Raw genomic sequence first — 18,494 nt, forward strand, 5'->3', positions numbered from 1 at the left:
AGAGGCTACTTCGGCGGTTCGCCACCGGCGGGCGGGCCACCGGCGGGCGGTCCGTCGACGGGCGGAGCGCCACCGCCCGGCGGGGTCGCGCCCGCGGGCAACGGCTTGCCGATGTTGCGCGCCATGTCGGGCATCAGACGGATGGCGACCTGTTCCCAGGTGCCCCAGTTGTGAATGCCGATGTCGGGGAAGTCGTAGCTGACGTTCTCGTAACCCAGTGCGGTCACCCGCTTCTCGAACGAGCGGGTGTTGGCCAGGGCGATCGCTTCCAGCGGCATGCCCTGGGTGATCGCGTCGACCGAGGACAGGTCCTGGTCGGCGGGCTTGGCGCTACCCGCGGAGACGTAGAGGCGGGTGTTGTTGGCGATCAGCTTCTCGACGAACCCGTACGGGTCCATCCGCTTCCACTTCTCACTGCCCGCGGGCGCCATCGCCTCGATGTTGTACCCACCGCTGGCGATCATCGCCCCGCCGAGCGCCTCGCGCATGCCGGGCATCGACATGTGCAGGTAGCCCGACAGCGACCCGGCGTAGGTGAACTGCTCGGGGTGGTATGCCGCCATCAGCATCGCCGCGCTACCGCCGCTGGACAGGCCGACCACACCGTTGCGGGTCGCGCTGAAGCCCAGCCGGGACTTCATCGCCTCCGGCAGCGTCTTGGTGATGAAGGTTTCCCACTGGTAGGTGTTGACCTTGCCCTGGGTGTCCTCCCAGCCGCCGATCGCCGAACCGGAGTCGGCACTGGGCAGCATTGACCCGTCGGGGTTGACGCCGAAGAAGTTGCTCGGCTGCTCCCAGTCGGCGTAGAAGCTGGACTGCCCGCCGACCGGCATCACGACGTTGATGTTGAACTTCGCCATCTGCGCCGGGATGGTGGTGTGCTTCTCCCAGCCGTTCAGGTCGTCCTCGGCGCGTTCGCCGTCGAGCAGGTAGACCACCCGATCGGTGTTGCCGTCGGCCGCGCGGATGATCCTGGTGTTGATCTCCCCCATCGACGTATCCACCCGGAAGTCGATCGCGGACGGGTCGGCATCGGCGGCGGCGGGCGCGACAGAGGCGCCGAACGGCACCACCACCACGACGGCGCCTGCCATCACTCGCCGAAGAACTCTCTTTACCCCACGCATGATCGGTGTTCTGACCTTCCCGTTTGTGCGGCCTCGCCGCTTCCCCACTCGACCCGCCGCGGTACTGCACCTGCGCGCGGGGCCCTGTCGGGCAGCATAGCGCGCACCTGATCCCAGGGGTACATCGAATTGTGCAGTGGGGCAGCCTGCTTCGCGCGCCCGCTGCGAACTGCGGATTCTCGGCGAGGGGCGGCGCAGGCGGAGCGCTACCCTGGGAGGTCGATTCGTGGCCGCGCCCGGCCGCCCTGCCCAGAACGGGACCGCCGTGAAGCTCGCCGTACGCCTGATGATGTTGTCGCTGGTCCTCGCCCTGTTGTTCGGGGTCCCCTGGTGGACGTTGGTCTCGGCGCCGACCGGTGGCAGCGGCACGCTGTTCTGGATCGGGACGGCGATCGCCGCGGCCGCGCTCGTGTGCCTGCCGCTCACGATGTTCCTCGGGCACGGGCCCGCGCAGTCCGATCCGGCGGTGATCGTCGGCGACACCCTGCTCGGGGTGGTGTGGGTGGTGTTCTCCTGGTCGGTGATCGGGCTGCTCGTGCGGGGCGCGCTGGCCGTCGGCGGGGTCGACGGTGCCCGGATCGTGGCGGCAGGGGTGCTGGTGACTTCCGCGGCGCTGGTCGGGTGGGGCGTGTACGAGGCGCGTCGGGTACCGCGGGTACGCACAGTCGACGTCGCGATTCGCGGGCTGGCGCGGGGCCTGGACGGGTTGCGCGTAGTGGTCGTCACCGACACCCATTACGCCGCGCTGAATCGGCGGCGCTGGTCGGAACGCGTGGTGGAGGTGGTCAACGCGCAGCGGCCCGATATCGCATGCCACGCCGGTGATCTCGCCGACGGCTCGGTCGTGAAACGCCAGGCGCAGGTCGATCCGCTCGGCAAGGTCGAGGCGCCGCTTGGCCGGTTCTACATCACCGGCAATCACGAGTACTTCGGCGACGCGCAGGGCTGGATCGACTACATGGCCTCGCTCGGCTGGCAGCCGCTGCACAACCAGCACAGCGTCCTGACCCGCGACGGCGACCGCCTCGTCATCGCCGGCATCGACGACCCGACCGGCGTCGGCCTGCCCGGTCACGGTCCCGATCTGCCCGCCGCACTCGCGGGCGCCGACCCCTCGCTGCCGGTCGTCCTGCTGGCCCACCAGCCCAAACAGATCGCCGACAGCGCCGCGGCGGGCATCGCGCTGCAGATCTCCGGTCACACCCACGGCGGGCAGATCTGGCCGTTCCACTACCTCGTCCGGCTCGACCAGCCGGTGGTCGCGGGCCTGAGCAGACACGCGAACAACACCCAGCTCTACACCAGCCGCGGCACCGGCTTCTGGGGTCCCCAGCTACGGGTTTTCGCCCCCAGCGAGATCACGGTGCTGGTGCTGCATCCCGAGCGCTGACACCCGACCCTCGGGGAATCCGAGAGCGGATCAGCGGTGCGGCTGGGTGACTTCGGTCGGCAGCGTGCCGCCCATCACCACCTTCGAACCGTTCCACGAATAGGTGATCGTCGCGGGGCCGCCCTGCGGCGCGGCAAAGGGTTCGTCACCGGCCAGCCAGCGGTAGTCGACGGTGACCGCGTTGTTGCTCGACCCGACAACGGTGGTGAAGGCGTACGGCTCGGAAGTGCCCGTGCCCAGGTACTTTCCGTTGCGGAAGAACAAGATGTGGATCGGCGCACCCGCGGAGTTACCGCCGATGGCGCGCACATACAACAGCTGACCACAGCTCCCCGGCTGATCAGTCGAAGCCTGCCCGGCGACCCAGCTTCCCTGAAGGCTCGCGAGGGCGTTCTGCACACCGGTCGAGGCCGGGTCTATGCAGCGGCCCGGTCCACTGATGTCGTCAGCGGGGGCGGGAGAGGTGGTGTCGGGGGCCGGGATCAGCGTGGGCGCTTGTGTGACCGGCGGTGTTTCGGGCTCCGGCGCGATGGTGGCGCCGGGCTGGGGCGCGGCGGTCTCCTCGGGCGCGGGCGAACCCGGGGCCGCGGTGCCCGGCGCGGGTGCGCGGGTGGTCGACGAGGCGGCCGTCGCACGGGAGGTCGATGTGGTTGTCCCTGAACCACTCTCGTCGGTGCAGCCTGTGACCAGTGCCGCGGCGACGGCGATCAGCGCGCCCATCCGAACTGCGTTCTTCATGGTTCCTCGATTCTGTGTCCCCTACGCGCTGTGGCGCGTACATGCAGACTTCATCGGGGCCCTCGACACGGTCGTTAGGCGATTCAACGAAATCCTCACCCTAGGGTGCGACATCCACACCCATATACCTAGATCTGCTAGGTTATTACCTAGATCTTCTAGGTATAGGGGTGCGATGCGTATAGACAAAGACCTGGTGGCAGCCTCGGCGACGCCGCTGGTGCTCGGAATTCTGGCCGAAGGCGAGTCGTACGGCTACGCCATCCTCGAGCAGGTCAACCAGCTCTCCCGCGGGCGGATGCAGTGGACCGACGGGATGCTGTACCCGCTGCTGCACCGGTTGGAACGGCTCGGGCACGTGTCGTCGACGTGGCGCGTCTCCGAGGGCGGACGTCGACGCAAGCACTACCTGATCACCGATTCGGGCCGGGCGGCACTCGCCGAACGACAAGCCCAGTGGAGCGTGGTCGCCGAGGCGCTGGACCAGGTCTGGCGCAGCGCCACCCAGCCGGTGGAGAAGGGATGGGCGTGATGGAGACCGAGTTGCAGGCCCACATCGACCAGTGGCGCGGGTACGTCCAGCGTCATCGTGCGATTTCGGTCGCCGACATCGACGAGATGGAAGACCATCTGCGCGAACAGATCTCGAACCTGCGAACCGCGGGCTTGTCCGGCGACGAGGCCTTCCTCGTCGCCGTGAAACGGATGGGCAGCATGGACGCGATCTCCCGGGAGTTCGCGCTCGAGCATTCCGAAAGACTGTGGAAGCAGCTCGTTCTGGTGCCGGAGGGGTCCGAGGGCGGTGCGGGCAATCGAGAGCTGATAGTTGTTCTCGCACTCGCCGTAGGTGCGGCGTTCACGATGAAGGCGGGCTTCACCTGGCTGGAGGGCCCCGCGTTGGGTCTCAACATCAGCCTGCTCGTCTTGCCGTTCCTCGCCGGATATTTCGCGTGGAAGCGCCAGGTTTCCGCGCGAGTGGCCGCCGTGCTGCTCGTGCCCGTCGTGCTCACCGCACTCGTGCTGAACCTGTATCCGTTCGAGCCCGAAGGGGCGACCGAGATCATCGCCGCGATCCACGCGCCGATCCTGCTGTGGCTGGTGGTCGGCTTCGCCTACGCGGGCGGTGACTGGCGCAGCGGGCGGCGGCGGATGGACCTCATCCGGTTCACCGGGGAGTGGTTCGTCTACCTGACCTTGCTGGCGCTCGGCGGCGGCGTGCTGATCGGCCTGACGGTCGGCGCGTTCGGGACCCTCGATTTCGACATCGAGCCGGTGATCGAGGACTGGGTGCTGCCCTTCGGCGCCGCGGGCGCGGTGATCGTCGCCGCGTGGCTGGTCGAAGCCAAACAGAACGTCGTGGAGAACATCGCCCCGGTGCTCACCCGGGTCTTCACCCCGCTCACCATCGTCATGCTGTTCGCGCTGCTCGCCGCCCTCGCGACCACCCGCAGCCTGACCGCGATCGACCGCGATCTGCTCATCCTGATGGACCTGATCCTCGTCCTGGTCCTCGGCCTGCTCCTCTACACGATCTCCGCCCGCGATCCACTGACCCCACCCGGCTTCTTCGACCGCTTGCAGCTGGTGCTGGTGGTCACCGCGCTGGTCGTCGACGTGGCGATGCTGGCCGCCATGCTCACCCGGATCGCCGAGTTCGGCTCCACCCCCAACAAGGTGGTCGCGCTCGGACTGAACGTGGTGTTGCTGGTGAACCTCGTGTGGTCGGGCCACCTCGGGCTCGGCTTCGTGCGCGGCAGGAAGACCTTCGCCGCTGTCGAACGCTGGCAGACCGACTATCTGCCCGTATACGGCGTGTGGGCGGCCGCCGTGATCGTCGCCATCCCACCGTCGTTCGACTTCCGATGATCTCCGGACTCGGCGAAAATCGCTGGCGGACCGTGACAGGATCATCAAGTGCTCTTGACGATCTCCACGACTCACACGCCGGCGACCGACCTCGGATACCTCGTGGTCAAACATCCCGACCGCGTGCAGTCGTTCACGACCACCGGCGGCACGGCACACGTCTTCTATCCACAGGCCGATGTCGATCGCTGCACCGTTGCCCTGCTGCTGGAGGTCGACCCGGTGGAGTTGGCGCGACCGAGCAAGGGGCACAACGGGTCCGCGCTCGGACGCTATGTGAACGACCGGCCGTATGTGGCGTCGAGCCTGCTGTCGGTGGCGCTGGGCAAGGTGTTCCGGTCGGCGCTGAACGGCACGAGCCGCGACCGTAAAGAACTGGCGGAGACCGCGATTCCGTTGGAGATCGAAGTCCCCGCCGTACCGTGCCGTGGTGGGACCGAGATCGTCGAGAGACTGTTCGCGCCGCTGGGTTGGACGGTGTCGACCACCTCGGTGCCGCTCGATCCCGAGTTCCCGGAATGGGGCCCGTCGCCCTACACCCACCTCCGTTTGACCGGGACGCTGCGGCTGGCAGAGGCACTGAACCACCTCTACGTGCTGTTGCCGGTGCTCGATGACGCCAAGCACTACTGGGTGGACGCCGACGAAGTCGACAAACTGCTCCGCGCGGGCGAGGGCTGGCTCGGCGCCCACCCCGACCGTGAACTGATCGCGCGACGCTATCTGGCCGGACGGCGCACACTCATGTTGTCGGCGTTGGAACGGCTGCGCTCGGTGGACGAGGTGGTCGACGATGCCGAAATCCCCGGCGACGCGATCGAACGCGTCGAAGCTGCCGAGCGCCGCACACCCCTGGTGAAGCTGCGCAAGGAAGCGGTGCTCGCGGCACTCGCCGAGACCGGCGCATCGCGTGTCCTCGATCTCGGTTGTGGCCCGGGCGCTCTGCTGCTCGCGCTGCAAGCCGAGGCCCGGTTCACCGAGATCGTCGGCGCCGACGTCTCCAGCGCGGCGCTGTCGATGGCGGAGCGGCGCTTGAAGTTCGACCGGATGTCGGACCGGCAGCGGGCCAGGATCACGCTCATCCAGTCGGCGCTGACCTACCACGACAACCGGCTGCGCGGTTTCGACGCGGCGGTGCTCATGGAGGTGATCGAACACGTCGACGAGTCCCGCTTGCCCGCGCTCGAACGCGCCGTCTTCGGGCATGCCGCGCCCGGCGCGGTGATCGTGACGACGCCGAACGTGGAATACAACGTGCACTACGAGACCCTCGACGGTCACCGCCACGACGATCACCGATTCGAGTGGACCCGTGCGGAATTCGCCGCCTGGTGCGCCCGCGTCGCCGAGACCTTCGGCTACACCGTCGATATCCGCCCGGTCGGCGACCACGACCCGCAGACCGGCTCCCCCACCCAGCTCGCGCTGTTCCGGAAGGCCGCGTAAATGAACATCGACCTCCCCGAGCTGTCGCTCATCGCCCTGGTCGGCATCTCCGGTTCCGGCAAATCCACCTTCGCCCGTGAGCACTTCAAGCCCACCGAGGTGCTGTCGTCGGACTTCTTCCGCGGCATGGTGGCCGACGACGAGAACGATCAGTCCGCGACGAAGGACGCCTTCGACGCGCTCGGCCACATCGCCGGGATCCGGCTGCGCGCCGGTCGACGCGTCGTCATCGACGCCACCAATGTGCAGAAGCACGCGCGGGCCGAATTGGTCGCGCTGGCACGGTCTTTCGATGTGCTGCCGGTCGCGATCGTCATCGATACGCCCGAAGCTGTGGCGTGGGAACGTACTCAGGGCCGCACCGATCGCGACTTCGGGCGCAACGTGCTGAAGCGGCAGAGTCAGGACCTGCGGCGTTCCCTGCGCGAGCTCGGTCGCGAGGGTTTTCGCAAGGTGCACGTCGTCAGTGATCCGGCCGAGGTGACGATCACCTACGAGAAGGCGTGGAACGACCGGCGTGAGCTCACGGGGCCGTTCGACATCATCGGCGATGTGCACGGCTGCCGGGCCGAATTGGAAACGCTGCTGGGCGAACTCGGGTGGACGCTGGTTTGCGACGAGGCCGGACGTGCTGTCGATGCCACCCACCCGGCGGGACGTCAGGCGGTCTTCGTCGGCGACCTCGTCGACCGCGGGCCCGATTCACCGGGCGTGCTGCGGTTGGTGATGGGCATGACCGCGAGCGGAAACGCGCTGTGCGTGCCGGGCAATCACGAGCAGAAGCTGCTCAAGAAGTTGCGGGGCAAGAACGTCACGGTGTCCCACGGCCTCGCCGAGACGCTCGAGCAATTGGACAGCGAGACACCGGAGTTCATCGAGTCCGCGGCGCAGTGGATCCACGACCTCGTGAGTCACCTGCGGCTGGACGGTGGGCGGCTGGTGGTCGCGCACGCCGGACTCAAAGAGGCATACCACGGACGCGCGTCCGGGCGCGTTCGCGACTTCTGTCTCTACGGCGAATCCACCGGCGAGACAGACGAATACGGCTTGCCGGTGCGCTATCCGTGGGCGCGGGACTATCGCGGTGCGGCAATGGTCGTCTACGGGCACGTACCGACGCCGAAGGTGGAGTGGATCAACAACACCGTCTGTCTCGACACCGGTGCGGTGTTCGGCGGCGAGCTGACGGCGCTGCGCTACCCCGAGAAGACGTTCGTCGCGGTGCAGGCCGAGCGGATGTATTACGAGCCGATCCGGCCGCTCGCCGATGCCGAATCCGCGCGCGACAACGAGACGCTCGACCTCGCCGATGTCACCGGGCGCAGGCACATCCGCACCGAGCACGGCACGGTGATCGTCGATGCCGAGAACTCGGCGGCCGCGCTGGAGGTGATGAGCCGGTTCGCGATCGATCCCCGGCTGTTGCTGTGGTTGCCGCCGACCATGTCCCCGCCGTCGACGTCGACCGTCGAGGGGTATCTCGAGTATCCCACCGAGGCGTTCGCCGACTATCGCGCGGCGGGTGTGGACAAGGTGGTGTGCGAGGAGAAGCACATGGGGTCGCGGGCCGTGGTGCTCGTGTGCCGTGACAAGGCGGCGGCTCGCTTCGGCGTCGGCGACGGATGCTCCGGTGCGATCTACACCCGCACCGGCCGGTCGTTCTTCAACGATCCGACCCTCACCGAGGCCCTCCTGGACCGCGTCCGTGCCGCGGCCGCACCGCTTTTCGACGAACTCGTCTCGGACTGGCTGCTCCTGGACTGCGAACTGCTGCCCTGGTCCGCCAAGGCCGCCGGGCTGATCCGCACCCAGTACGCGGCCGCAGGCGCCGCCGCACGGTCGGCGCTGCCCGCCGCGGTCGCGGCACTCGACGCCGGACTGGCCCGTGGGCTCGACCTCGGCGAACTGCGTGCCCGCACCGCCGACCGCGCCGAGAACGCGGCCGGTTTCACCCACGCCTACCGCCGATACTGCTGGCCGACAACAGGACTCGACGGCGTCCAGATCGCCCCGTTCGCCCTCCTCGCCTCCGCAGGCGCCTGCTACGCCGACCGCGACCACGGCTGGCACCTCGACATCAGCGACCGCTTGGTCGCGGCCGACCCTGTGACCTTCCGCCCTACCGGCCGCCGAATCGTCGACCTGTCCGACCCTGCCGCCGAAGCCGAAGCCACCACCTGGTGGCTCGAGATGACCGCGGCAGGTGGTGAAGGCATGGTCCTCAAGCCCTACGCCGGCCTCACCCACCGCAGCAGAGGCAAACTCGTCCAGCCCGGCATCAAATGCCGAGGCCGCGAATACCTCCGCATCATCTACGGCCCCGACTACACCACCCCGGAACACCTCACCCGTCTGCGCGACCGCACCCTCAGCCGCAAACGCACCCTCGCCCTCCGCGAACACACGCTCGGCCTGGCCGCCCTGGACGCCGTCGCCGCGGGCGAACCACTGTGGCGCGTCCATGAATTGGTCTTCGCCGTCCTGGCCATGGAATCCGTACCGACCGACCCTCGCCTCTGAGCTCTGCGGCGGTCAAATAGTGTCGTCTCCGGTATTCGCACCGCGCGACTCGCCAGAACTGTTGAGAGAATAGAGAATTGACTCAGCTCGCCCCGTTTCCGTTGCCCTTCCGTGCCGCTCATCTGGTGGCTGTCGCACCGGTCAGGACGGTGCGCGAGCTGGAGATGATGCGATTGAGCGCCGCTGTTCGGGAGAAATCACAGTGGCATCAGAAGATGCTGGACTCCGACATCGTCGCCCGATGGACTCGAGAAGCCGCCGAATCCGGAATGACGGAGGCGCAAATCCGCTATGTGCTCGATGAACTCGCGTACTACGCCGGATTACGCGACGAGAAGACCGGGATCGAGATGTCCGCTGTCGATGGGATGTGGCAATCGGACACCCTGATCGACGACACGTTGCGGGCTCGCCTGCGCGCAGCGGCCCGGGTGTTCGAGGATGTTCCAGCGGCAGAACACGATTGGCAACCCGGGTCGAACGGTCAGGTGCGCAATCTCGTCCATCCCTCGCTGTACTGCCTGGTCCGCGGCGTCAGCCGGCCCGATGACGCGCCATGGCCCGGCCCGGCGAAAAATGATGCCGGGTACGCGTATTCGCAGAAGTTTCAATGGCTGCCCACCGATGTCGATGTCACCGACACCGGCGAGGTCGCCTTCCGTTCCTATGTCAACAACGTCGACCCCGCTCGCCATCACGCACTCGAATCCGTCTTGCCGGAACTGTTCGCCCGCATGCTCCCACTGCTGGCCGATGTGCTGACCGACCTGCGCCGACCACGACCGGTGCGGATCGACGTCAACCCCTTCGCCTGGTACGAAGACTCCGAACCCACCGAGCCGACCGATGAGAGCGACGAAGCCCAGGAAGCCTTCGAGGCCGCCTGGGACGAATGGTGGGAAAACCGCCGACCGGCCATCCCCGACGCCCCCGCTTTTCAGCCACCCATACCCGTCGACGACAGCGATCGCGTCGACCTCACCGGGCGCAGATTGCAGGTCATCGTGAAACTCGCCAACATTTACCTCACACCCGAGAAGCCGGAATATCCGGGCGGTTCGTGGCACGTCGAAGCAATGCTCAACGAAAGCATCGTCGCCACCGGAATCTACTACTGGGACAACGAGAACATCACCGACAGCCGGCTCGGTTTCCGCGCGGCGATCGATGACCCCGAATACGACCAGAACGACGAAACCGGCATGCGCGAGATCTTCGGTCTCGCCGACGAGGACGCACTCAACCAGGACCTGGGATCGGTCCAGGCCACAGCCGGTCGCTGCGTGGCGTTCCCGAACATCCTCCAGCATCGCGTGGCACCGTTCCGGCTCCAGGACCCGACCCGGACCGGTCACCGCAAGATCCTGGCCTTCTTCCTCGTCGACCCTTCGACGACCATCGTCTCGACCTCCGACATCCCACCCCAACAACCCTGTCCCCGACGTCGACGATGACAGCGGCACAGGCCGACGCCTTCCGCACGGAACTGATGCGAGAGCGCAAGTTCTTCGTCGACGAACACAACAACGAACTCTACGAACGCGAATTCTCCCTCTGCGAACACTGATCTCGATGCCCTGCACTTCCAGGGAGCGGTGCCCACCGATGTCCGTCAGCTCGCCGCCGTTGCGGTGTGCCAGAACTGACGATCCCGGTTCACCACTCGTAGTACGACACCACCGCCGGCTGACCGGTATACCCGGGACCCGCGGTCGGGTCGGCGCCGAGGAAGGTGGCGGCGAAGGTCGGGCGGCCGTGTCCACGCACCTGGTGTCGACGGCGGTTGTAGGTCAGTCCTGCCGCGCGCAACGCATCGACGACAGCGGTCGTCGCCGGGGAACCGCCCGGACAGCGGATTTCGGAGGGGTCGAAGTCGGCGGCGAAGTGGCCGGAGGGCGTCATCCAGGATGTCATCGACTCGATCAGCGCCAGTTTGTCGCCGATGTAGTGCAGGCCGTGGACGCAGGTGACGAGGTCGGCTTCACGTGGCGGACTCCATGCTGTCGCCGAGGTGGTGAGCAGGCGCAGGCGCGGGGTGCGGGGTTTGTCCAGGAAGAAGTCGACGAGATCCAGGCCGATGATGGTGACGTCGGCGGTCGGGAATTCGCGGTCGAATCGTTCCTCTGCTTCGAGCAGGGCCCGGCCGGAGCCGCAGCAGACGTCGATCCACGTGACCCGGGTGGTGGGGTCGGCGCGCAAGCGCTCGGCGAGTACCTCGTAGGGGTCGAATCCGAGTTCGCGGGCGTAGCTGTTCACCCCGGACAGTCCTCGGCCGCGGTTCATCGCGTTGTTCGCGACTACCGAGGACTGTTCCAGCGTCAGGTCGTCGAGCAGGACGGGATCTGTTGGCACCACACAATTATCGCTGCCGCGCAGGTCACGTGATACGTCAGCGACGCCAGAAGAAGTGGTGGACGACTCCGCTGGGGCTGGGGACCTGCTCGTGGTGGAAGCGGTCGTCGTATTCGTCGGGGCTTTCCCACAGGCGTTCGCCCGCAACGATTTCCACCGGTGCGACGACGATGTGCATCGCGTCGATGAGGTCGGCGGCGAGGAATTCGCGGACCGTGGCGACGCCGCCGCCGATGCGTACATCCTTGCCGTCGGCGGCGTCCAGAGCCTGGGCGAGCGCGTCCTTCGGGGTTGCGTCGATGAAGTGGAACGTGGTGTCGGCCAAGGTGAACGACGGGCGCTCGTGGTGGGTGAGGACGAAGACCGGAGTGCGGAACGGCGGGTTGTCGCCCCACCAACCCTGCCAGTCGTAGTTCTCCCACGGTCCGCGCTGCGGACCGAACTTGTTGCGGCCCATGATTTCCGCGCCGATGTTCACGGCGTAGTCGCGGGTGATGTAGTCGTCGAGGCCGTAGGTGCCACCGGGATCGGTGCGGTTGGGCCAGTGCGCGGTGGCGCCTGCCCAAAACATGAAGTCAGAGGGTTCGGCGTGACCGAAGGGGTGTTCCAGACTCTGCCCCTCCCCCGCGCCGTACCCGTCGCTGGAAATGCTGAAATTCTGAACGCGGACCATCTGAGCCATCGGGGGTGCCCTTTCTGATTGCAATGTGCAAGCAGTGATGAACGTATCCTAGACTGATCCTATGTCGCAACCAGTTGCTCAGGAGAAGTTGCCGGTGCCGCCGGGCAAGTCGGGCTGCCCGATCAACCTCACAGTCGAGCTCCTCGGCGACCGCTGGAGCCTGATCATCCTGCGCGACATCATGTTCGGCGGACATACGCATTTCCGGGAACTACTCACCGGCTCCATCGAAGGCATCGCCTCGAACATCCTGGCCGCACGGCTCGCCAAACTCGTCGCCGCAGGTCTGCTCACTCGCGACGACGACCCCAGTCACCGGCAGAAGGTCGAATACCACCTCACCGAGGCCGCGATTCAGCTCGTTCCGGTGCTGGCCGCACTGGGCGCGTGGGGTGCGCGATGGTTGCACACGGCGCCGGAGCTGACGGTGCGCGCGGAGCTACTCGCCGCGGGCGGACCCCCGATGTGGGAGCGCTTCATGGATGAACTGCGCGCCACCCATCTCCGTGGCGCGCCGCTTCCCGACGACGGGGTGCTCGCAGAACTCACCGCCGCCTACCTCGCGGCGGCCGGCGAGTAAGGGTCAGCGAGCCGCCTGGCGGCCGACTTCGTTCAGGTGGGCCATCGCCTGGCGGTACGACTCGAACAAGCCGGTCTCGCAGTAGGGAACGCCGATCTCGGCGCAGAACTGCGCGACCATCGGCTGGGCATGGCGCAGGTTGGCGCGCGGCATCGACGGGAACAGGTGGTGCTCGATCTGGTAGTTCAGCCCACCCATCGCGGTGTCGACGAGGAAGCTGCCGCGCACATTGCGCGAGGTGAGCACCTGGCGACGCAGGAAATCGGTGTTGTCGCCGTCCGGCAGAACTTCCATGCCCTTGTGGTTCGGCGCGAAGGTGGAGCCCATGTACAAACCGAACAGACCCTGCTGAACGGCGATGAACACCAACGCCTTCCCCGGCGACAACACCAGGAACGCCGCCGAGAGCAAGCCGATGAAGTGGGCGGCCAGCAGCGCACCCTCCCAGACCCGGTTCGGGATCGGCCAGCGGAACACCGCGACGATGCTCTTCCAGTGCAGGCTGCCACCTTCCAGAAGCAGCAGCGGGAAGAACAGCCACGCCTGGTAGCGGAAAATGAATCGCCGCCAACCTGTTCCGGCCCGCGCACGGTCACCGGAGAACGCGAGCACACCCATCGCGTCCGGGTCCATGCCCTCGGTATTGGGGTGGGCGTGATGACGGTTGTGGTTGCTCGTCCACCACCCGATGCTCAGCCCGATGGCGAGGTTGCCCGCGATCAGCCCGTACAGGTAGTTGGCCCGCCGCCCGGCGAAGATCTGCTTGTGCCCGGCATCGTGCCCGAGGAACGCGATCTGCGAGAACACCGCGGCCAGGAACACCCCCACCGCCAGCGTCCACCACGAGTCACCGATGGCGAAAAATGCCACCCAACCAGCCACGAAGGCCACTGCGGTCAGCGCGCTCTTCCACCCGTAATACCCCACTTGCCGGTCGAGCAGGTCCGCCGCCCGGACGCGACGCAACAGGACCGAGTACTCACTGCCACGCACGGGAACGACATCAGACGCGATAACCACGCCACAAGCATGGCGCATGCAGGCCACGTCCGGGTGAACGGGTTGCAGATCCGCGATATCCACCGCTGGGTGGTCGCGGAGTTCGGCGGGAATTCGCTACCGTCAGGCTGACGAGGGGAGTCACATGTCCGCTGAACAGTTCGTCGCGAACTTCATCGATTTCTGGGATCGACCGTCCGTTGACCGAATCCCGGAGATTCTGCATCCGGACGTGGTGCTGACCCAGCCGTTGTCCCCACCGATGCACGGAATCGCCGCGGCGCAAAGAGAATTCGCCCAGATCTGGCGATTCCTCCCCGACCTACGGGCGCACGTCGACCGGTGGCGCGGTGACGACGACGTGGTCTTCATCGAGTTCCGGTTGCTGGCGCACGTGGGACGCCACCGCATCGAATGGCCGAACGTCGATCGCATGATCCTTCGCGACGGCAAGGCGATCCAGCGAATGAACTACTTCGATCCCCTACCGGTGCTGCCCATCGTTCTGAAGCACCCGTCACTGTGGCGGCGCTGGTGGGTATCGGGCGCGGCACGCCCCTGGCGGACCGGCCATCGGATCGACGACTACCGAACCATCACCGGAGGCGGCCCGGCCACCGTGCTGGATTGAAGATCGAGCCGATGTCGGCGTACGTATTACGACGACCATCTGACCATGAAACGACAAAAGTCCGGCTCGAAAGCCGGACCTTTTGTTGAAAGTGGAGCTAAGGGGACTCGAACCCCTGACCCCCACACTGCCAGTGTGGTGCGCTACCAGCTGCGCCATAGCCCCGTGTTCAGTTGTTTCAGCGGCTCTCGCTGCTGCCTGAATGAAGTTACACCATGCGTCTGAGAGAGAACAAATCGGCTGGTAGGCGGCGAAAATGTGGGGTTACGGGCGGGGGCGCAGTGGCTCGTGGGGCGGGAAGGATCGGCTGGTCAGGGGTAGAATGTGCCGAACCTCACGCGGGGGCTCAGGGGGCCAGGTTCACTACCCAGTTCTCGTCCTGCCAGTTGATCTTGGTGGTGCCGTCGTAGATCGCGGGGGTGGCGGCCTTGTTGCCGGTGCGGGCGTCGAGGTCGGCGAGGTTCTTCGCGGCGGCGGTCTTGGCGGCGTCGGACTGGGTGCCGTTGTTGATGCAGGCGGCGACGGATTCGGGGGCGCCGGATTCGGTGGCGATGGTGGCCAGGGCGGGGTTGCTCAGGTCGGAGCCGCCTTCGGAGGGCTGCTTCTTCGTGAACAGGGCTTCGTGGAACTTGCTGTAGATGGGCCCTGAACCCGTTTGGGCGACACAGAGATTCGCGGCTGTCGCGCGGGTGGAGTAGTCCTTGCTCTTGGACTGGGGGTCGAGGAAGGTGACGAGGTGGTAGTTCACCGCGAGCTTGCCTTCGTCGATCTTCTGGGCGAGCTCCTGGCCGTAGGCGGTTTCCATCGCGCCGCAGGCGGGGCAGATGGGGTCTTCGAAGATGTCGACGGTCTTGGGGGCGTCGGGGCGGCCGAGGCGGATGACGCCCTCGGGGGTGGTGGTGACCTGCACGGCGGCCTCACGGACGGGGCCGTAGCCCTCGTTGCGGACGGCGGGCGGCGGTTCCGCGCTCCACTTGTAGGCAGCGAACACGATCAACCCGATGAGGACGACCGCCACCGCGGCCAGCGCGTAGGTGGTGTTGCTGGAAACGGGGCGCGGATTGTGCGAAGAACCGGCTGTGCTCACCCGTCCACTCTGCCTCGAGTCGCCGGCGGCGCGCCGCGCGGGCACGCCGAAATGGCGCTGACCTGCTACTGCGGCTTGTGGTAATCGCTGGGTCGACCGGCGGGAACCATACCGTCACGCACCACCGGCTTACCGTCGGGACTGCCGTCGCAGGCGCATTGGGGGTCGATGCCGTCGCCCGCGTGGTCGGGGTGCTCCGGATCGTCGGGGTGCTCGATCTGCGAGGGCTCGGGCGTGAATACCCATACGGCCGCCGACACCGCCAGCACCGCACCGGTCACGGCCATACCCACCCCGAACGACGTGCGCTCGGCCAACCAGCCGATGACGATCGGACCGAGCACGGTGCCCAGATCGGCCGACATCTGGAACGCGGCCAGCACCGGACCACCGCGGGCCCGCGACCCGATCACATCGGCCAGCGCCGCTTGCTGCACCGGGCTGAACATCCCCGAACCCAGACCCGCGATGAACGACGCGGCGAGGAACCACGGCAGTGTCGGCGCGAAACCGAGCGCGCCGGTGCCGAGGGCGCAGATGACAGATCCGGCGATCAGGAACGGTTTCCGGCCGAGCCGGTCGGAGAGCCTGCCCGACGCGAACAACACGGCCGCGTTGCCCGCGGCGAACACCGTCAGCGCGACACCCGCCATGCCGACTTCCTGATGCAGCGTTTCCACGACGAGCAACGGGACGAATGCCATCCGCACACCGAACACCGCGATACCACCGGCGAAACTCGACAGCAGCACCGCCCGATAGGCGGGCTCGGCCCACCCTTGACGGAAGGTGAATTCGACAGGCTTCGCGCCGTTCTCGGGCGCGAGCACCGGCGATTCGCGCAGCCCGGCGAACACGATCACACACACCACGAGCAGCGCGGCCATGTAGATGACGAACGGCGCACGCAGCCCGAAACCGGCCAGACTGCTGCCGACCAGCGGCCCGAGCAACGACCCGATCAGGAAACTGGTCGAGTAGACCCCCGAGACCCGGCCGCGCGCGGCGGGCGGTGACACCCGGATGATCAGCGCCATCGACGACACCGTGAACATCGTGGACCCGATGCCACCGAGCGAACGCAGCACCAGCAGTTGCCAATACGTCTGCGCGAGCGCGCATGCCCCGGTCGACAGCGCCACGATCACGATGCCCGCCAGATACACCCGCCGCTCGCCCAGCTTCTGCACGAGCCGACCGCTGGCGGGCGCGAAGAGCAACCGCATCAACGCGAACGCGCTCACGATCGCCGACGCCGCCGCGATGCCCACCCCGAATTCGCGGGCGTACTGGGGCAGCACGGGCGCCACGAGACCGAACCCGAGCGCGATCACGAAGGCGGCCGCGATCAGTACCCAGATCTCGGCGGGTAGCCGGACTTTGGCCGGAGCGCTCACTCGGTCAGCGCCTGGTTCACCATCTCCTCGGCCGCGGCCTGTACCTGGGTGAGATGTTCGGGGCCGAGGAAGGACTCGGCGTAGATCTTGTATTTGTCCTCGGTGCCCGAGGGACGTGCGGCGAACCAGGCGTTCTCCGTGGTCACCTTCAGCCCGCCCAGCGGCGCTCCGTTGCCGCGCGCGGTGGTGAGGATGCCGGTGATCTCCTCGCCCGCGATCTCGGTGCCGGTGACGGCCTCGGGGGTCAGGCGCGCGAGCTTGGCTTTCTGCTCGCTGGTGGCGGCGGCATCGATCCGCGCGTAGGCGGGGCTGCCGTATTGGCGTTCCAGTTCGCCGTACCTGGCAGAAGGGGTCTGGCCGGTGACGGCGGCGATCTCGGCGGCGAGCAGGGCCAGCAGGATGCCGTCCTTGTCGGTGGTCCAGACGGTGCCGTCCATCCGCAGGAACGACGCGCCCGCGCTCTCCTCACCACCGAATGCCAAACTGCCACTGAACAATCCGGGCACGAACCACTTGAAACCGACCGGCACCTCGTGCACGTCCCGCCCGAGCACGCCGACCACGCGGTCGACCATGGACGAGGTGACGACGGTCTTGCCGATCTTGGTGAGCGCGTCCCACCACATCCGGTTCGCGACCAGGTATTCGATCGCGACGGCCAGGAAGTGGTTCGGGTTCATCAGGCCACCGTCCGGGGTGACGATGCCGTGCCGGTCGGCGTCGGCGTCGTTACCGGTGGAGATGTCGTAGTCGTCCTTGATGCCGACCAGGGCCGCCATGGCATGGCGTGAGGACGGGTCCATCCGGATCTGGCCGTCACTGTCGAGGGTCATGAAACGCCAGGTGGGGTCGACGAACGGGTTGACCACTTCGAGCTCGAGATCGAAACGCTGGCCGATCTCCTCCCAGTAGTCCACGCTCGCGCCACCCATCGGGTCGGCGCCCATCCGGATTCCCGCGCCCCGAATCGCGTCCAGGTTCAACGCGTTCGGCAGGTCGGAGACGTACTGGTCGAGGTAGTCGTAGCGCTGGACGTGGGTGTTCATCGCCTGATCGAGCGAGACTCGTTTGACCCCGGCCAGGCCACCGCGCAGCAGTTCGTTGGCGCGGGCGGCGATGGCGTCGGTGGCCTTGGTGTCGGCGGGGCCGCCGTGCGGCGGGTTGTATTTGAAGCCGCCGTCGCGCGGCGGGTTGTGGGAAGGCGTGACCACGATGCCGTCGGCCTGGTGCTTGGTACCGCCGCGATTGTGGTTCAGGACAGCGTGGCTCAGCGCGGGCGTGGGCGTGTAGCGGCCGCGGGCGTCGATCACCGCCGTGACGTCGTTGCCTGCCAGGACCTCGAGCGCGGTGGTCCAGGCGGGTTCGGACAGGGCATGGGTGTCGCGCGCGAGGTAGACCGGGCCGGTGATGTCACGGGTGGCGCGGTATTCGACGATCGCCTGCGTCATCGCCATGATGTGGGCCTCGTTGAACGCGCTGTCCTCGCTGGACCCACGGTGACCCGAGGTGCCGAACACCACCTGCTGGCTCGGCTCGTCCGGATCGGGGACGAGGCTGTAGTACGCGGTGACCAGGTGAGCGATATCCACCAGGTCGGTCGGGCGGGCGGGCCGTCCGGCGCGATCGTGGGCCATGGTGGGTGTTCCCTTCCGTGTCGGCTGCGCGCGGCTGGTCATGAG

Annotated in this window: 16 protein-coding genes and 1 tRNA gene; 8 read left to right on the plus strand and 9 right to left on the minus strand. The window is 67.1% G+C overall.

Annotated features, from left to right (window positions below; all coding sequences use genetic code 11):
- Positions 1 to 5: 5 nt before the first annotated feature.
- A complete protein-coding gene (locus ACFULV_RS00830; protein WP_378633059.1) occupies positions 6 to 1,094 on the minus strand; it encodes an alpha/beta hydrolase in 1,089 nt (362 codons plus the stop codon).
- Positions 1,095 to 1,353: 259 nt separating this feature from the next.
- Between ACFULV_RS00830 and ACFULV_RS00835 the strand changes: the two genes are divergently transcribed.
- A complete protein-coding gene (locus ACFULV_RS00835; protein WP_378651742.1) occupies positions 1,354 to 2,517 on the plus strand; it encodes a metallophosphoesterase in 1,164 nt (387 codons plus the stop codon).
- Positions 2,518 to 2,547: 30 nt separating this feature from the next.
- On the opposite strand, the gene ACFULV_RS00840 is transcribed toward ACFULV_RS00835, so the two are convergent.
- Positions 2,548 to 3,255 carry an LppP/LprE family lipoprotein gene (locus ACFULV_RS00840; RefSeq protein WP_378651745.1) on the minus strand — a complete coding sequence of 236 codons (708 nt, stop codon included), beginning with the start codon at positions 3,253 to 3,255 and terminating at the stop codon, positions 2,548 to 2,550.
- 175 nt (positions 3,256 to 3,430) lie between these two features.
- Here ACFULV_RS00840 and ACFULV_RS00845 point away from each other — a divergent pair, with 175 nt between their 5' ends.
- The 5 genes from ACFULV_RS00845 to ACFULV_RS00865 all read left to right on the plus strand — a co-directional run bounded on the left by ACFULV_RS00845 (position 3,431) and on the right by ACFULV_RS00865 (position 10,541).
- On the plus strand, positions 3,431 to 3,787 hold the full coding sequence (locus ACFULV_RS00845; RefSeq protein WP_378651747.1) for a PadR family transcriptional regulator: 357 nt from the start codon (positions 3,431 to 3,433) through the stop codon (positions 3,785 to 3,787).
- Positions 3,778 to 5,121, plus strand: a complete 1,344-nt coding sequence (locus tag ACFULV_RS00850) for a permease prefix domain 1-containing protein (protein ID WP_378651750.1) — start codon at positions 3,778 to 3,780, stop codon at positions 5,119 to 5,121. The genes ACFULV_RS00845 and ACFULV_RS00850 overlap by 10 nt, the downstream gene beginning before the upstream one ends.
- Positions 5,122 to 5,169: 48 nt before the next feature.
- Complete coding sequence (locus ACFULV_RS00855) at positions 5,170 to 6,567, plus strand: 3' terminal RNA ribose 2'-O-methyltransferase Hen1 (RefSeq protein ID WP_378651753.1); 1,398 nt, start codon at positions 5,170 to 5,172, stop codon at positions 6,565 to 6,567.
- Positions 6,568 to 9,087 (plus strand): polynucleotide kinase-phosphatase, encoded by a 2,520-nt coding sequence (locus tag ACFULV_RS00860; RefSeq protein ID WP_378651756.1) that lies wholly within the window; start codon positions 6,568 to 6,570, stop codon positions 9,085 to 9,087. It abuts the gene before it with no gap.
- A gap of 77 nt (positions 9,088 to 9,164) precedes the next feature.
- Positions 9,165 to 10,541, plus strand: a complete 1,377-nt coding sequence (locus ACFULV_RS00865; RefSeq protein ID WP_378651759.1) for a DUF4246 domain-containing protein — start codon at positions 9,165 to 9,167, stop codon at positions 10,539 to 10,541.
- Between the two features lie 202 nt (positions 10,542 to 10,743).
- Here the strand turns inward: ACFULV_RS00865 and ACFULV_RS00870 are convergent, their stop codons facing one another.
- Positions 10,744 to 11,439, minus strand: a complete 696-nt coding sequence (locus tag ACFULV_RS00870) for a class I SAM-dependent methyltransferase (protein WP_378651762.1) — start codon at positions 11,437 to 11,439, stop codon at positions 10,744 to 10,746.
- 37 nt (positions 11,440 to 11,476) lie between these two features.
- Complete coding sequence (locus ACFULV_RS00875; protein ID WP_378651765.1) at positions 11,477 to 12,121, minus strand: dihydrofolate reductase family protein; 645 nt, start codon at positions 12,119 to 12,121, stop codon at positions 11,477 to 11,479.
- Between the two features lie 61 nt (positions 12,122 to 12,182).
- Between ACFULV_RS00875 and ACFULV_RS00880 the strand changes: the two genes are divergently transcribed.
- On the plus strand, positions 12,183 to 12,701 hold the full coding sequence (locus ACFULV_RS00880; protein ID WP_378633032.1) for a winged helix-turn-helix transcriptional regulator: 519 nt from the start codon (positions 12,183 to 12,185) through the stop codon (positions 12,699 to 12,701).
- 3 nt (positions 12,702 to 12,704) lie between these two features.
- On the opposite strand, the gene ACFULV_RS00885 is transcribed toward ACFULV_RS00880, so the two are convergent.
- A complete protein-coding gene (locus ACFULV_RS00885; protein ID WP_378633030.1) occupies positions 12,705 to 13,721 on the minus strand; it encodes a fatty acid desaturase family protein in 1,017 nt (338 codons plus the stop codon).
- Positions 13,722 to 13,845: 124 nt separating this feature from the next.
- On the opposite strand from ACFULV_RS00885, the gene ACFULV_RS00890 reads away from it, so the two are divergent.
- Entirely contained in the window at positions 13,846 to 14,331 is a 486-nt protein-coding gene (locus ACFULV_RS00890; protein WP_378651767.1) for a nuclear transport factor 2 family protein, read from the plus strand.
- A 92-nt stretch (positions 14,332 to 14,423) separates the two neighbouring features.
- Here ACFULV_RS00890 and ACFULV_RS00895 read toward each other — a convergent pair.
- From ACFULV_RS00895 to pgm, 4 genes are all read right to left on the minus strand, one after another.
- Positions 14,424 to 14,496, minus strand: a tRNA-Ala gene (locus ACFULV_RS00895).
- Positions 14,497 to 14,677: 181 nt separating this feature from the next.
- A complete protein-coding gene (locus ACFULV_RS00900) occupies positions 14,678 to 15,418 on the minus strand; it encodes a DsbA family protein (protein ID WP_378633026.1) in 741 nt (246 codons plus the stop codon).
- A 65-nt stretch (positions 15,419 to 15,483) separates the two neighbouring features.
- A complete protein-coding gene (locus ACFULV_RS00905) occupies positions 15,484 to 16,815 on the minus strand; it encodes an MFS transporter (RefSeq protein WP_378633024.1) in 1,332 nt (443 codons plus the stop codon).
- Entirely contained in the window at positions 16,812 to 18,449 is a 1,638-nt protein-coding gene (gene pgm / locus ACFULV_RS00910; RefSeq protein WP_378633023.1) for a phosphoglucomutase (alpha-D-glucose-1,6-bisphosphate-dependent), read from the minus strand. The genes ACFULV_RS00905 and pgm overlap by 4 nt, the downstream gene beginning before the upstream one ends.
- Positions 18,450 to 18,494: the final 45 nt, after the last annotated feature.

Origin of the sequence: Nocardia sp. NPDC057272 (genome assembly GCF_042668615.1) — a bacterium.
Taxonomy (GTDB): Bacteria; Actinomycetota; Actinomycetes; order Mycobacteriales; family Mycobacteriaceae; genus Nocardia.